The organism is Rhizobium sp. 01N447_2, from assembly GCF_056399245.1.
Window position 1 is genome coordinate 37,433 of the sequence record NZ_JBFTQY010000043.1, and the last position, 14,605, is coordinate 52,037.

General features: G+C 56.7%; 13 protein-coding genes. 11 read left to right on the plus strand and 2 right to left on the minus strand.

The genetic code is table 11. From position 1 onward, the window contains the following. Positions 1–507: 507 nt before the first annotated feature. Both AC1ECN_RS24715 and AC1ECN_RS24720 read left to right on the plus strand, forming a co-directional pair. Positions 508–1,161: a recombinase family protein gene (locus tag AC1ECN_RS24715; RefSeq protein WP_164582518.1), complete on the plus strand. Its 654-nt coding sequence runs from the start codon at positions 508–510 to the stop codon at positions 1,159–1,161. A gap of 749 nt (positions 1,162–1,910) precedes the next feature. Further along, positions 1,911–2,330 (plus strand): hypothetical protein, encoded by a 420-nt coding sequence (locus tag AC1ECN_RS24720; protein ID WP_164582516.1) that lies wholly within the window; start codon positions 1,911–1,913, stop codon positions 2,328–2,330. Positions 2,331–2,436: 106 nt separating this feature from the next. Here the strand turns inward: AC1ECN_RS24720 and AC1ECN_RS24725 are convergent, their stop codons facing one another. After that, on the minus strand, positions 2,437–3,933 hold the full coding sequence (locus tag AC1ECN_RS24725) for an RNA-directed DNA polymerase (RefSeq protein ID WP_130673409.1): 1,497 nt from the start codon (positions 3,931–3,933) through the stop codon (positions 2,437–2,439). A 258-nt stretch (positions 3,934–4,191) separates the two neighbouring features. Here AC1ECN_RS24725 and AC1ECN_RS24730 point away from each other — a divergent pair, with 258 nt between their 5' ends. Next, positions 4,192–6,003, plus strand: a complete 1,812-nt coding sequence (locus tag AC1ECN_RS24730; RefSeq protein ID WP_130673408.1) for a P-loop NTPase fold protein — start codon at positions 4,192–4,194, stop codon at positions 6,001–6,003. 449 nt (positions 6,004–6,452) lie between these two features. Here the strand turns inward: AC1ECN_RS24730 and AC1ECN_RS24735 are convergent, their stop codons facing one another. Continuing rightward, positions 6,453–6,650: a hypothetical protein gene (locus AC1ECN_RS24735; protein WP_130673407.1), complete on the minus strand. Its 198-nt coding sequence runs from the start codon at positions 6,648–6,650 to the stop codon at positions 6,453–6,455. A 141-nt stretch (positions 6,651–6,791) separates the two neighbouring features. Between AC1ECN_RS24735 and AC1ECN_RS24740 the strand changes: the two genes are divergently transcribed. From AC1ECN_RS24740 to AC1ECN_RS24775, 8 genes are all read left to right on the plus strand, one after another. Further along, complete coding sequence (locus AC1ECN_RS24740; RefSeq protein ID WP_130687038.1) at positions 6,792–7,931, plus strand: acyltransferase family protein; 1,140 nt, start codon at positions 6,792–6,794, stop codon at positions 7,929–7,931. Between the two features lie 299 nt (positions 7,932–8,230). Further along, on the plus strand, positions 8,231–8,521 hold the full coding sequence (locus AC1ECN_RS24745; RefSeq protein WP_018070286.1) for a hypothetical protein: 291 nt from the start codon (positions 8,231–8,233) through the stop codon (positions 8,519–8,521). 550 nt (positions 8,522–9,071) lie between these two features. Next, positions 9,072–9,845, plus strand: coding sequence for a glucose-1-phosphate cytidylyltransferase (rfbF, locus tag AC1ECN_RS24750; protein ID WP_026170764.1), 774 nt, complete (start codon positions 9,072–9,074; stop codon positions 9,843–9,845). After that, positions 9,836–10,900: a CDP-glucose 4,6-dehydratase gene (rfbG, locus tag AC1ECN_RS24755; RefSeq protein WP_130673580.1), complete on the plus strand. Its 1,065-nt coding sequence runs from the start codon at positions 9,836–9,838 to the stop codon at positions 10,898–10,900. Before rfbF ends, rfbG begins: the two co-directional genes overlap by 10 nt. Then, on the plus strand, positions 10,897–12,132 hold the full coding sequence (locus AC1ECN_RS24760) for a class I SAM-dependent methyltransferase (RefSeq protein ID WP_130713913.1): 1,236 nt from the start codon (positions 10,897–10,899) through the stop codon (positions 12,130–12,132). The genes rfbG and AC1ECN_RS24760 overlap by 4 nt, the downstream gene beginning before the upstream one ends. Continuing rightward, on the plus strand, positions 12,129–12,671 hold the full coding sequence (rfbC, locus tag AC1ECN_RS24765) for a dTDP-4-dehydrorhamnose 3,5-epimerase (RefSeq protein WP_130673404.1): 543 nt from the start codon (positions 12,129–12,131) through the stop codon (positions 12,669–12,671). Before AC1ECN_RS24760 ends, rfbC begins: the two co-directional genes overlap by 4 nt. Further along, positions 12,668–13,906 carry a glycosyltransferase family 2 protein gene (locus tag AC1ECN_RS24770; protein WP_130673403.1) on the plus strand — a complete coding sequence of 413 codons (1,239 nt, stop codon included), beginning with the start codon at positions 12,668–12,670 and terminating at the stop codon, positions 13,904–13,906. Before rfbC ends, AC1ECN_RS24770 begins: the two co-directional genes overlap by 4 nt. A 76-nt stretch (positions 13,907–13,982) precedes the next feature. Further along, positions 13,983–14,605 (plus strand): DegT/DnrJ/EryC1/StrS family aminotransferase (locus AC1ECN_RS24775; protein ID WP_477954382.1); only part of this gene is annotated, 623 nt, incomplete at its 3' end.

A 14,605-nucleotide genomic window follows, 5' to 3' on the forward strand; every position in this document is an offset into this window, starting at 1 on the left:
GCTCGATGTTCACGGAAGCAAAAATGTGCGGCCTCTTATGATATTAGAATTTCTGAAAACTCCCCGTCGGCCCTGAGTGACATTTGATCGTGGGTTGATCGTTGTATTCTCCATCCCTCGTTCCACCCGCCTCTCGCACTGCATCGCCCTCGGCGCTCGCGATCACGCTTGATGCGGGACATGCAGCTTGCCCACGGCTGTCCTTGTGCGGTCCTTCTGCTGTTGCTGGACATTCCGGCAGACAGAGACCCGAGGCCCGCCATGGGCGCACTTTGGCTAGCGATAGGCCCGCGCTCTGCGCTCATCCTTGACAGGCCGCAGCGCGGGATAACGCCTCAGCCCTTGGGGTCTGACGCGCACCGCGCCTCCTCCTGCTCTCCTTATGCTAGGCGCATGGCCGGTCCCCAGCAGCCACGCCGAACCGTTTTCATAACATACACAACGTCCGTTGACATTTGTAACGCCGCTCTCTATCTCTCCATAACAGGCACAACAGGGAGAGACCAAGTGCAGCGTTACGTCATCTACACACGGGTATCCACTGAAGACCAGGGCAAGAGCGGTCTAGGCCTAGAAGCGCAGCAACGCGACATCGATATCTTCCTAAACAACTTCTCTGAGGTGCCTTACGAGATCTTAGGGCAGTTCCAAGATGTCCTGTCAGGCAGCGACAACGACCGGCCCGAACTGGCCAAGGCCCTTGGTTTGGTGCGCAAGACAGGCGCTGAACTCCTTGTGGCCAAGCTCGACCGTCTCAGCCGTAAGGTTGCCTTCATCTCTTCGCTCATGGATGACAAGAAGGTGAAGCTCCGCGTGGCTCAGATGCCGCGCGCTGACAAGTTCCAGCTCCACATCTACGCGGCACTGGCTGAGCAAGAGCGCACATTCATCAGCGAGCGCACAAAGGCGGCGTTGCGCGCGGCAAAGGACCGAGGCGTAAAGCTGGGCGGACTGAGGGACACGACGATGAAGCGTAACGTGGCTATTCAAGAGAAGGCCAACGCCGAGGCGCAGCGGTTGATCAAGGTGATTGGCCCGCTACGCGACGCTAAGCAGTCGCTCGCCAAGATCGCTGAGACGCTGAACGCCATGGGCATAGCCACGCCGAGAGGTGGCACATGGTCCGCTGTGCAGGTATCCCGCGTCATCGAACGGGTCTGACAGGCTCTAAAGCTCAGGAACAAGCAACCGCGCCAGCAGCTGGCAAGCACAGAGCCGCTCCACAATGGGCGGCTTTGCTGCATTTAGAAACGACAGGCCGCGCCCTGTGCTGCTCGTCCGCCAAACCGCCAAGTCAAAGCGGACAAGAGCGCAGAGCGCGACTGACGGGCTGACTAGTATGCTGTGCTAGCGGAGGCAAGCCCGCCCTTCAATATTGTGTCTTTCGAATAAACCGGGTGCATCTGTGCGTCCGTCTGTCTTCGGCTTCCAAACGACTACCKCGCATTCGCTCACCGTGCTCATTCTCGCTTACGTAATTGATATCGTTATATAATTTCTATTTTTCGCTTGACGCCGACCGTACGCCCAGCCTATTCATACCTCGCGAATAGTCGCACAAATCGCCAAGGATTAACTTACATGACATTCTCATTCGGAGCGTTCACCATCGAGATCCGCCATTTCTCTTTGTATCTGGAGACAGCGCGGTACGAGCTTTTCATCTCGAAAGGGATGGGTATGGTGCATAGTAGAAAGCCGCAGCGCGCGTCTCCCGACGAATTCGCCAGCGCGTGACACGGTCACGTCCCCTTGATCTTCGACCATCCACAAGGCGGGCCATAAGCTCGCCTTTTGAATTTGCTGCACGCCTTCCCACTATTTGTCTTTGACCGATTACCGTGGCTGCGCGCCAACGCGCCTAGTCTATTCAAGGCCACTCGGTCGAAATCTCAAGGAAAAATCCGATTATGACGACTTCTGTCACGCTGCACATGGTGGACGCCGAGCCGCGCATCCATGACCTCGAACTCGCTAGACGGCTCGCCTACGCGCGCGCAGCAAAGATACGAGACCTCATCAGGCGGCACGCTGATGAACTCGCACGCTATGGAGCCCTACCCATCGTAGAGAAGCCCTCAGACGCAATGGGAGGTCGGCCTACCGGCGAATTCTTCCTGAACGAAGGCCAAGCTATTCGCATTGCCACGCTGGTAGATACCGTGGAAACCGCCAATGTGTGTGAGATGGTCGTCACTGCATATGCTGAGCATCGGCGCACTCAGACGGCTGTCCCTGCCCCAACGCCTGACTTTGCATCCATCTTGTCGATCCTCCACCAGATGGCGGCAACGTTGGCCTACCTGACGAAGCACATCGTCCCGCGCTAGGCTACTTGAAAAGCAGCACGCAGCCGCTTGCTACCTATGTCCATCCAGCTTGAGCAGCTTATGAAACAGCGCGTAGTCGAGCGCCGAAAATCGTCGATTTCTCGTGTCAGTACATAATTGCGTTCTTGTTGAACAGTTCGATTTCCTCGGGAGGCATCACCTCAGGCGCTTCCTCGGGCTGCTTAATGAGGATTTGAGACACATCCATCGCAGCCACAAGTTTTTTACTCGACACCCAGTCATTATTCCACAACGCTGCGAGGTCGCCGTTCACGATTTTACATATCGGTTCGCCGCTGATGAATTCGATCCCCACCGCCTTCGGCTTCGTGACGCGTTGCAACCATATTTCGAGATATCCATTGTGTGGGACTCGTGCCATTTTCTTTTGAACGAGCGCCCACAGACGGGACTTATCTTCCTGAGAAGATGCCAGCGATATCAGGTGGCTGAGAATCCCCGCGACCGCTGGGAAAGTGAGCGGCGAAACAAATGCAATGTCGGTAGCGATGGCAATTTGAACCTCAAGGTCGTCAGGCGGAATCTTTTGTTTAGTGATTTTAGAGTGGAACTCACCTACCAATCGGCGCAAGGCACCACTGTTAGGAAACCTTCTTCCGAACGCGTGAAGTCTTAGAAGCTGCTTTTGAACGGTCTTGGCGTTCGCGTCGCCCAGGTCTTGCAGCTCGATCCCCGCCAACTTGTCTTCTTTCACAGATCCGGAAACAGCATTGGTTGTTAGCGATGTCTTACTGGTGTTCAGCTTCATACCGACCGAACGTAACTTTTCGCTGATCAGCTTTAGAATTGATTCCGCCCGTTCGTCGCTATTGGTGAAAATTCTATAGTCGTCACGGTAGCGCAGAATCCGATAATCCGTCGAAGTGGGCAAGTCGCCCGATACGAGCTTATCTACGTAGCCCAGCACCATCTCCGCAACGAAATCCATCAGAACGGAGCCTTGAGAAATACCATTGGTCTGACCAAACCTGCTTGACTGAATGTGCCGGTCGATATCGTTCCCAAGCTTGCTGGCGTTGTCTTTTTGCTTTGCAACCTCAAGCCCGTGCAGTGCCCACGAGATGCTGTGGGTGTAAAGCGATCCGTAACAATCTGAAACGTCAGTATGCAAAACGTGGCTGAACTCCAACGAACTCAAGAGCGACCGTTGCTCTAAACGTTGCCACCAACTCTGAACCTGAACGGCCTTATCGGTTTCCGCATTATCCGAGACCATAGGAGCGCTGCTACATTCTACGGTTCCCGTTTCATAATCTTCGAAACTGCCCTGAATGTGTTTCCAGTTTTCCGATTTGCAGATGAGATTGACCAAGGAGACGTATATTGCCGGGTTCATTAGTTCGAAAGGTCGCCACGCAAACCGACCGTCTTTGTTCGTGACAAAGCTATAGTTCACGCCGTATTGGCGGCCCGGATCGTGTTTCTTATAATCGGCATAGAAGCCATCATTTAAGACGCCAGAGACACTTTGTAATAGAGGTTCAAAATTAATATATTCTGGAAAGTCCCCGTTGAAATAACTTGATCCTCTGAGAAAAAACACGCGCGCTTCATCGTTGGACAGGTCAATAAGACGTTTCATAGTTCCGACAGCACCGCGTTAAATGATGTCTCCATGTCTATCAGGGGTTGACGGGATGTAAAGGTGCGCTCTCACTAGTTCTAATTCGTAACCCTCCGTAATTGCGGACTGCCCCTGACGTTGGCCGCGCAACGCTAACCCGCCTGACACATCGGGGTGTCCCGTTCGCTCGACATCGTAATTGCATTACGGCACTTCCTCCGCCAACGCATTTCAGCTTTTGATGTGATCTAGCGCCCCTGCAAACACGAGACCTTCATGGACCCCAATCAGCACGTTAAATCCTTCCTCAAGTATTATATAAATTTCACTAAGCCGCCGCACTACGCTGTCCTTTTGGATGGTCCATGGGGCATCGGCAAAACGTTTCTCGTCAAGCAGTTCATGAAGCCGCTAACCGAGGCTGGAACATCGTACGCGTACGTAAGCCTCTATGGTCTCACGTCATTGGCTGAAATCGATCACGCGCTCTTCCGCGCCGCTTATCCCCTGCTCGACAGTAAAGCAGCTCGCGTAGCTGGCGAAATACTAAAGACAGGCGCGAGGTTTTTTAACGTTAGCACGGAGGTTGGTGCGAAAGATGTAATTGGAAGAACGAGAGCGGACGTCTTTATTTTCGATGACCTTGAACGATGCGTGGCACCAATCAACAGTGTTCTCGGTTACATAAATCACTTCGTCGAGCATGAGGACCGCAAGGTTATAATCATTGCGAACGAGGATGAAATTGACAAGTCAGGCGACTATGCGCGCGTCAGAGAGAAGCTGATAGGGAAGACACTCAAGCTGCAGTCGGCTTTCGACGAAGCGCTGTCCGAATTTCTCAGCAACACGGAATACTCGTTGACCAGAACCGTTCTGCAGAAGCATTCGGGTTATGTTGCGGAACTCTATCACCAAGCCGGGTTCAACAATCTGCGCATTCTTCAGCAAACGATCTGGGATTTCGAGCGCATTTTCATCTCCCTGTCGGCAAAGCACCGCGATCATGAAGAGGCAATGAAGGCTCTACTGGGCCTTCTCTTTGCGCTATCGTTCGAGGTCAAAGCTGGGAGGTTGACCTCAGCGGACATCGATAAGCGCCGGAACCAATTGATTAGCGCGCAAATGCGGAGATCTCAGGAAGCGACCGCCTTGCCCGCCATTTCCCTCGCCGAAGCGCGATACCCATCAGTGGAACTTGGGTCGTCACTGCTGTCGGACGAGACTCTATCTGATATTCTCACGAAGGGGCTTGTGGACGAAACGCGAATAAATGCCGACGTTAACGCAAGCTCATTCTTCATTACGGCTGCGGATGAGGACCCTTGGCGTACTGTCTGGCACGCATTCGAGCGGTCTGAACAAGATTTCAACGTGGCGCTCGATAAGATGGAAGCTGCATTTGCGAGGCGCGATTACTATAAGTCGGGCGAAGTCCTCCACGTATTTGGCTTGAGACTTTGGTTATCGCGCATTGAAGTAATTTCGCGCAACCCAGAGACGATTGTCGGCGAATGCAAAACTTATGTCGACGAGCTGTATCGGAGCGCTCGTATAGAGCCGCTGCGGCATAATGGGGATTACTTGGAAACGAGCAGAACGGGGAACGACGGGCTAGGTTTCCAGGACGTCACCACGCCACAGTTCCAAGAAGTCTTTCAGTACCTACTGGAAAAGAGGAAGGCTGCAGCACAGGATCGTTTGCCTGAATTGGCGAGCGGAATCCTTGCGGATATGAAATCGGACCCAGCTTTATTCTACCGCAGACTTAACGTCGGACAAAACGCTGGTGACCTTTATAGTGTGCCGGTTCTAGCGAAAATCGATCCAAATGAATTTGTTACTTCTTTGCTAGACCTGCACCCTTCACACCAACGCCTCGTCCTGCTCGCCCTGAAAACGCGATACGGCCATGGCAATCTCCAACATGACTTGCCCGAGGAGAAGGCTTGGGCCGAGGAAATCCGATCCCGCCTTAACGCTGTGGCACAAAGCGCAAGTCCTATTACCCGCTTCATCATTCGGAACAATGTGGCGTACGCCCTGAACGAAGTTTTGGCCGAGACAACGGGCGACATTTCTAGGTGAACCGACAAGGGTGGTACGCCTGACTGCGGTGCGGCGCGCTTCTAAACTTGAATGGTCAAGGCTAAACTGCTACACAGGACTGCCCCACAACGAAGCGAGAAACGGATAAATAGCCGTATGATTTCAATATCGGACACACAATTGAGACCCGTCCTCTTCTGGGCACCATTCCATTCTTGATCGCTACCAAGATCAAGGAGTTAAGCCTTTCCAACTAAAGTTGCGCAGGTGCCTTGCAACAAAGGCCAGTCACGATGCGCTCAAAGGCTTGTTCGCCTAAGGGCTCTCCAATTCCTCACTTCGTAAAGCGTATTCCCGCCGATCTGCGTAAGCGTTTGGTGGGTCGCACCTTGGTCATTCCGTTCGCCAACGACACCATGGACTCAAGGTCGCACGCAGTTCGAGAGCATCCGGATTTCACTTCGCACTGCCAAGCCGCGCCGCCGCTGCTACGGACGCAGGACACCTTTGAGCCAGCGCAGTATCCCCTTGAAGCTCTCGAAGGCAGGCGGAAGCGGTCCAATTTTGCCGTGCGCATGGATAATTTTCGTTCCGGCATCAATTTTGTGAATGCGCCCTGCCACCAATTTATATGAGTAGCCTTGCGCGTATAAAGCGTGGTCTGGCGCCACTTTTGCCCTCAGCATGTGGTCTCTCCAACGTCGATCAATATTACGTTGCCTCAACGGCAAAATCGGATCGACTAAAAAATTTTGAAGGCCGTCGCCTGCGCTTGCATATCCAGCCGTTGGTATGCACAAAGACTACATGTTTAACGGGAGAATGCCATGGGTAACGTCGCAGGCGGTGGCCGAATTGGCTGCTTGGATGGAATGCGCGGCATTGCGGCCCTTTGGGTCTTGATCGGACATGCACACCTTTTGACCGGTTTCGAGGTACCAGTTATTGGCGATCCAGATCTCGGCGTAGACCTTTTTATAATGCTATCTGGCTTCCTGATGGTGTTTCACTATCAACTGCGCAGAGATAGAGAGCCATGGGAATCGACCGATACCTGGCGATTTTTTTGGACAAGGCGATTCTGCCGCATCGCTCCCTTATACTACGTTCTGCTGGTGGTCGCCCTCGCCCTGGGTCCCTACCTCTACGATGCTCGGATGATTATTGACGCCTTCAACGGCAAACCACCGCAAGCAGCAACGCGCTATGTGGACGGCAGCATCGCCAACTACCTAACGCACCTGACATTTATATTCGGCCTGATCCCCCAGTACGCGTATCGCACTGCCTTGCCGGACTGGAGCATCGGGTTGGAGATGCAATTTTATGTTGCTCTCCCGTTCTTGATGATCATCATTGGTCGGATTGGGTGGCTGAAAGGCATCGTCATCATCGTAATCTTGAGTGTCTTAACAGCACTCGCCGTTCATCGACTTGGTGTGCGGTTTCCAATGCCAACATTCTTGCCGATGAAAATGCACGTTTTCGCTGCAGGAATGCTGCTGGCAGGCGCTTTATGGATGAAACCGAACGGGCGGGCCTATCTGGCATTTGTCATTGCGACGCTGTTGGTCCTGATTCCGATTGGTGGCGCTATGACCGTGCTCCATCAAGCCGTTCGTGTTTGTCTCGTCGCCTTGTTCTTTGGACTGGTGCATGTTGATAGGCTGCCCAGAGTGGTGGCGGACGTTGCGCGCCCAGTCGGCGCGTTCTTGGGCAACAGATTCTGCCATCACTTGGGGGAGCTTTCGTTTGGCGCCTATCTGATTCACCTTCTGGTCATGCTGCCAGTCATAGCCACATTGATCCAGAATTATCCGATGACCGACCCTTCCCGCTGGGCGGTGACGCTGTTTATTACGATTCCGATCGTCTATGCTTTGGCATGGCTCGGCTACAACTTCATCGAGCTGCAGGGGCAAAAGGCAGGCAAGGCTCTTTCGCGACCGAGGACGATAAGCGCGTAAGATTTCTTTATCCAATGCCGCCATCGAGCAACATGGGCCTAGATCGGCCGAGCGACATCAATTCCAGTTGGCCAACGGCGTCACAGCGCGCCTTGTCGAAGGCTGCCATAGATGCTCGGCCGCTCAACCCCAAACGTGATCTCCTCACGAAACAGTTGTCTCCTCAGGGTGGCATCTGGGCGGAATAGCCGCGCTGGCTGAATTGTGGATCCAGGATCGTCCCCGCTCTTGATAGCTGGCCTCCATTGACTCCCTCACTCCAAAATGTGAACATATAGCGAACATAATGGAGTCTTGCGATGATCCGATACGCCACGTCCGCAGCCGGCAACCCCCAGCCACCAAAGGCGCGCGAGGTGTCAGCTGCCGAACCGGCCGTTGAAATGCCTCCCCCCAAGCCGGTCATTGAGGTAGCTTCTGCCGGCGCGGTGCTTGCTGCTTACCCGCTGCTGCCCAGCGGCGAGTCAGACGAGCTCGGCTCCGACACTCTGCAGAAGACCACCAAACCACCACGCCGGGCGGCAACAAAACGTAAGCCTAAGGTCGCCGAGGCAGACGACACTCCACTCCAGCTTAGTCTGGAGGCTTAACCGCAACCATCCGGCCAAGGTGTGGCGGCAGGGAACTCCCACCATAATCTATATAGCACTTCGGAATCCCGAAATTGGTTGCGGGATTGAAATCATTGGATATTCCTCCATGACGACAGCCCGCGAAAGGCGTCGAATTTCGGAATCCCGAAGCGGGGGAATTTCGGGATTCCGAAGTGGGATTTTTTTCTTCGGGCCGACGCGCCGGGCCTTTGCCCGGGGGCAATCGGCCGGCTATCTGACGCTTTCCTATCAGGATCGGCCGCGTCTGGTCGGATCAATTGCGCCCGCTTGGCGCTCCTCGTAAAACTGGGGGAAGGACGTGCCTTCGGCCAAACGGGATGTCCCGAACGGCAAGTTGTTCCATTGCTCAACGCATGGCCTGCGAAACGCGCGGCTGTCGGTTCCCACACCACCGCAAGCCTCGCACAAGAACGAAATCGGATACCGGGGCAAGGATGAACATACGGCCGTTCCGCCTGTCGAGAGCCCGGATGGCTCTGAGGGTGGTCTGCCGGAGCTTGACGAGACACTCTGGAGTTCGCTTGGGATGAAAGTCGTAATTCTTGCCGGTGGCCTTGGTTCGCGCCTTGCCGAGGAAACCAGTATCCGCCCCAAGCCACTGGTCGAAGTCGGCGGCATGCCGATCCTCTGGCACATCATGAGCATCTACGCCCACCACGGGCTCAATGATTTCATCATCTGCGCCGGCTACAAGGGTTATATGATCAAGGAGTATTTCGTAAACCTTGTTCTGCACCACAACGACATCACCGTCGACCTCGCCTCCAACAGCATCAACTATCACGGCGGCAAACGACCGAACTGGCGCGTGACTGTGGTCGATACCGGCATGTATTCGATGACCGGCGGGCGTATTGCGCGCATTCGCGATCATCTGACACCCGGCGAACCTTTCTGCGTGACCTATGGCGATGGCGTCGGCGACATCGATATCGCCGCCGAAGTCGCCTTCCATCGCAGCCATGGCCTGAAGGCGACGATGTGCGCGGTCACCCCGCCCGGACGTTACGGCGCCACGAATATCGAGGGACAGTACATCACCTCCTTCATCGAGAAGCCGAGGGGCGACGGCCAGCGCATCAATGGCGGCTTCTTCGTGCTCGACCCGTCGGTGGTCGATCTCATTCCCAGCGACGACACGATCTGGGAAGCCGGGCCGCTGGAGTGGCTCGCCGCCAACAACCAGCTCGCCGCCTTCAAGCATGACGGTTTCTGGCAGCCGATGGATACGCTTCGCGAGCGCAACCACCTAGAAGAGCTCTGGAATTCCGGGAAGGCGCCGTGGAAACTATGGGCCTGACGGACTTCTGGAACGGGCGGCGGGTTTTCCTGACCGGACATACCGGCTTCAAGGGATCGTGGCTTTCCCTGTGGCTGGAACGGCTCGGCGCTGAGGTTACCGCTGTGTCGCTGGCGCCCGAGACCGAACCATCGCTCTATCGCAAGCTTGCTCCCTGGGACGATCGCGGCCATCACATCGTCGATATCCGCAATGCCGAGGCGCTTTTCGCTCTCTCGAGAAGTTTCCAACCGGAGATCGTCATCCATATGGCGGCGCAGGCTCTGGTGCGGCGTTCTTATGAGAACCCGGTCGAGACCTTTTCGACCAATGTCATGGGAACGGCAAATGTTCTCGACGCGGTCAGGCAGACACCTTCCGTCAAGACCGTGCTGGTCATCACCTCCGACAAGGTTTACGCCAATAACGGCAGCGGCATCCCCTTCGTCGAGTCCGATACGCTCGGTGGCAAGGACCCCTACAGCAATTCAAAAGCCTGCACGGAACTCGTCTGCCAGAGCTACCGCGACAGTTTCTTCAAAGGGCGCGATCTCAGGCTCGCCACGGTCCGCGCCGGCAATGTCATCGGCGGCGGCGACTGGTCGAAGGACCGGCTGATCCCGGATTTCATCCGCGCTTTCGAAGGCGGCGAACCGATCATGCTGCGCTATCCCGCGGCGATCCGCCCCTGGCAGCACGTGCTGGAGCCGCTTGGCGGTTATCTGAGCTTCGCTGAGGTGCTGACCGAGCAGCGCGGCAGGGATCTGCCGGATGCACTGAATTTCGGTCCGCATCCCGAAAGCTTCGCCACTGTTTCCGAACTCGCCGAAGCGCTCGGACGTGCACACTGCGTCGAAGACGTGTGGCGGCTGGCGCCTGGCGAACATCTGCCGGAAGCGCCGGCGCTGACGCTGAGCTCGGCGCTTGCGCTCGACACCATCGGCTGGCGCCCGCGCCTCAGCCTGCAACAGACCATCGACTGGACTGCCGCTTGGTACAAGGCCAATCGCGAGGGCGAAGACATGCGCGCCTTCTCGCTCGGCCAGATCGCGGCATATGAGGAAGCAGTATCATGACAGCGCACAATTGCCGGTTTTGCGATGCCCCGCTGAAGCATCGTTTCGTCGACTTGGGCTCGACGCCGCTCGCCAATGCCTATCTGACGGAGGAGCAGCTCAAACTGCCCGAGCCATCCTATCCGCTGCGCGCCTTCGTCTGCTCCGAATGCTGGCTGGTGCAGGCCGATGCCTTCGTTCCGCCGGAGGATATCTTCAGCCACTATGCCTATTTCTCCTCCTACAGCGACGGCTGGGTGGAGCATGCCCGCCAGTTTACGATCATGGCGCGTGAGCGCTTCGGTCTCAGCGAGGCATCGCAGGTGATCGAGGTGGCGAGCAATGACGGCTACCTGCTCAAGCATTTCGTCGAAGCAGGCGTGCCGGTGCTCGGCATCGAGCCGGCTGAAAACGTTGCGGAAGTGGCGCGGCAGATCGGCGTTCCCACGGAAGCGCGCTTCTTCGGCAAGGAAACCGCTGCCGATCTCGTCTCCCGCGGCCTTGCCGCCGACATTGTCATCGGCAACAACGTGCTGGCGCATGTGCCTGACATCAACGATTTCGTCGGTGGGCTTTCGGCCGTACTGAAGCCTGACGGCGTCGTCAGCGTCGAATTCCCGCATCTGTTGCGGCTGATGGAAAACATCCAGTTCGACACTGTCTACCACGAGCATTTCTACTATCTGTCGTTGCTGGCCGTCGAAAAGGTGTTCGCGGCGCACGGCCTCAAGATCTTTGATGTGGAAGAATTGCCGACCCATGGCGGGAGTCTCCGCGTGCTTGCCTGCCGCGCAACGTCCATGGTTCATGCAATCGGCCGCGGCCTTGCCAAGGTCCGCGCCGACGAGGCGGCCGCCGGTTTCGACAAGGTCGAGACCTACGAGGCTTTCCAGAGCCGCGTGGCGCCGATCAAGGATGGGCTGCTCGCCTTCCTCGCGGAAGCCAAACGCAGCGGCAAGAAGGTCGCCGCCTATGGCGCTGCCGCCAAGGGCAACACGCTGCTGAATTTCTGCGGCGTCGGCACCGACCTCATCGAATACGTCGTCGACCGCAATCCGCACAAGCAGGGGCATTTCCTGCCGGGGAGCAAACTGCCGATCTACGCGCCGGAGAAGATGGACGAGACTCAGCCGGATTATATCCTCATCCTGCCCTGGAACATCAAGAACGAGGTCGTTGCGGCCAACAGCAGGGTTGGCGCCTGGGGCGGGCGCTTCGCCGTTGCCGTGCCGGAACTGACGGTGCTCGGATGAAATTCCTTCCGACCGCGGTTTCGGGTGCCTTTGTCGTGGAAATCGACGCGCGCTCCGACGACCGGGGAATGTTCGCACGAACCTTCGACGCGCAGACCTTTGCGGCGCAAGGTCTCGTGCCCGTCTACCCGCAGTGCAATGTCTCGCAGAACCGCAAGCGCGGGACGTTGCGCGGCATGCACTACCAAGCCCAACCGCGGCCGGAGGTGAAGCTGGTGCGCGCCACGCGCGGCAGGGTCTTCGACGTGGCGCTCGATCTGAGACCGGATTCGCCAAGCTATCTCAAATGGGCCTCCGTCGAGCTCGATGCCATCAGGCACAACGCCTTCTACATACCTGCCGGATGCGCACACGGCTTCCTGACGCTCGAGGATGATTGCGAACTCTTTTACCAAATGTCGGAAACCTACGTGCCGGACCTTGCCCGTGGCGTCCGCTGGGACGATCCCGCCTTTTCCATCGCCTGGCCGTTCACGCCGAGCATCATCAGCGAGCGTGACGCCGCGCTTGACAGCTACGGCCAGGAGACAAGCCTTTGAGCGGTATCAAACTCAGCATCTGCATCCCGACCTATAACCGCGAAGCCTATCTCAGAAACGCGCTGACCTACTGCGAGAACGACTACAAGTTCGCCTTTCCCTTCGAAATCGTCATCTGCGACAATGCCTCCACGGACGGCACGCAGCAGGTGGTCGAGGAATTCATCGCCCGCGGGCAGCCGATCCGCTACTACAAACGTGAAACCAATGCCGGCGCCGCGGCAAACGTCACGAGCGCTCTGCGCCTCGGCGAGGGCGAATACCTCATCTATCTCGCCGACGACGACATGCTGATTGCCGATGCGGTGGCCGACACCATCAGATATCTCGACAACAATCAGGAGGTGACCTGCGCCCATGCGCCGTGGTTCCTCTACGACGAAGTCGCCAAAACCGACATCACGAAGTTCTACAATGTCGAGGAGGATCGGAAGTTTCCGCATGGAAGCTTCGGCGACGTCTTCCAGTATATCTGCGAAGGCCACATCTTTCCGGAAATCGCGATCTATCGCTCGTCAGCCCTGCGGTCGGCCTGGATTCCAAGAGAATTCTGCTTCTACCCGTTCCCGTTCCTTGCGCATTTCCTCGATCAGGGCGCGGTCTCCTTCCTGCAGCGGCCGTTCTACCGCTCCATCGTCAATTCGGCGATCGCCCGCGACCGTCCGCAAGAAGGCACCAACGACGTCATGACGAGCTGGGACCGCTATCGCGGCGGGCTTGAATATTTCCTCTATATGGGCGTCAAGCGCGGTGCGATGACCCTCACGCCCGAGACGCGTCTCAAGTATGACGAGATGTGCAAGGTCTTCACGCTCAATCGCATGGCGGTCGCCTTCCGCTTCTGGGCGGAGCGCAAGAACTTCATCAAGGCCTATGAGCTCTATACCCGCATCATGTGGGGCGGGATGCTCAACCACCCGGAAATTCGCAGTTTCCGTGAAAGGTTGCCCCTGATGGTCGCCATCCAGACGCTGGTGAGCGAAGTGAATTCGGCAATCGGCATCGATACGCTGCTTCTCGGCGGTTTCTCGGAAATCACCGCTCTCGAAGGCCTGATGCGCGAACTCGGCCTCAACGGAAAGGTGAAGGTGACGGTGAAACTCAGCGACAGTCCGCTGGAAAGCACCGCCGTCTTCGTCAGCGTCAATAGCGACCGGGAGTATTTCGTAGCACTTGGCTACCTGCCCAACCTCGTCTTCCACGAGCACGATCTCTCCCGACACATCATCATGTGAGCCTCGCGCCAGCTTCAAAAACTAGCGTCGTGGCGGGCGCCTGCGTCTTGATTTCAATTCAACAGAAATTAGCGGCATGACAAACAGGATCTTCTACACCAAGCCTTCGATCACCCAGCTCGAAACGGATTATGCGGCCGATGCCGCCGCCACCGGCTGGGGCGCGCGCTGCTACGACTATCTCAACCGCTTCGAACGCGACTTCAAAACCTATCTCGGCAGTGGCTTTGCCATCGCGACCTCGAGCTGCACCGGCGCCATGCACATGGGCTTGGCGGCGCTCGGCGTCGGCGAAGGCGATGAAGTGATCCTCGCCGATACGAACTGGGTTGCCACCGTCTCGCCGATCGTCCACCTCGGCGCAAGACCCGTTTTTGTCGACGTGCTTGCCGATACGTGGTGCATTGATCCCGAGGAGGTTGAGCGCCATATCACGCCGAAGACCAAGGCCATTATCGCCACGCATCTCTACGGCAACCTCTGCGACATGGATGCTCTGCTGGAAATCGGCAACAGGACGGGCATTCCGGTGATCGAGGATGCAGCTGAAGCGGTCGGCTCCGTCTGGCACGGCCGCCGCGCCGGCTCGATGGGCGCCTTCGGCACCTTCTCCTTCCACGGCACCAAGACGCTGACGACAGGCGAAGGCGGCATGTTCGTCACCAATGACGCCGCCCTTTACGAAAAGGTGCTGACGCT

What these genes read in the sequence shown, in the direction of transcription:
- AC1ECN_RS24720 (WP_164582516.1), top strand. Translation starts at nt 1,911, where the DNA reads ATGACGACTTCTGTCACGCTGCACATGGTGGACGCCGAGCCGCGCATC.
- AC1ECN_RS24725 (WP_130673409.1), bottom strand. Translation starts at nt 3,933, where the DNA reads ATGAAACGTCTTATTGACCTGTCCAACGATGAAGCGCGCGTGTTTTTT.
- AC1ECN_RS24730 (WP_130673408.1), top strand. Translation starts at nt 4,192, where the DNA reads ATGGACCCCAATCAGCACGTTAAATCCTTCCTCAAGTATTATATAAAT.
- AC1ECN_RS24735 (WP_130673407.1), bottom strand. Translation starts at nt 6,650, where the DNA reads ATGCTGAGGGCAAAAGTGGCGCCAGACCACGCTTTATACGCGCAAGGC.
- AC1ECN_RS24740 (WP_130687038.1), top strand. Translation starts at nt 6,792, where the DNA reads ATGGGTAACGTCGCAGGCGGTGGCCGAATTGGCTGCTTGGATGGAATG.
- AC1ECN_RS24745 (WP_018070286.1), top strand. Translation starts at nt 8,231, where the DNA reads ATGATCCGATACGCCACGTCCGCAGCCGGCAACCCCCAGCCACCAAAG.
- rfbF (WP_026170764.1), top strand. Translation starts at nt 9,072, where the DNA reads ATGAAAGTCGTAATTCTTGCCGGTGGCCTTGGTTCGCGCCTTGCCGAG.
- rfbG (WP_130673580.1), top strand. Translation starts at nt 9,836, where the DNA reads ATGGGCCTGACGGACTTCTGGAACGGGCGGCGGGTTTTCCTGACCGGA.
- AC1ECN_RS24760 (WP_130713913.1), top strand. Translation starts at nt 10,897, where the DNA reads ATGACAGCGCACAATTGCCGGTTTTGCGATGCCCCGCTGAAGCATCGT.
- rfbC (WP_130673404.1), top strand. Translation starts at nt 12,129, where the DNA reads ATGAAATTCCTTCCGACCGCGGTTTCGGGTGCCTTTGTCGTGGAAATC.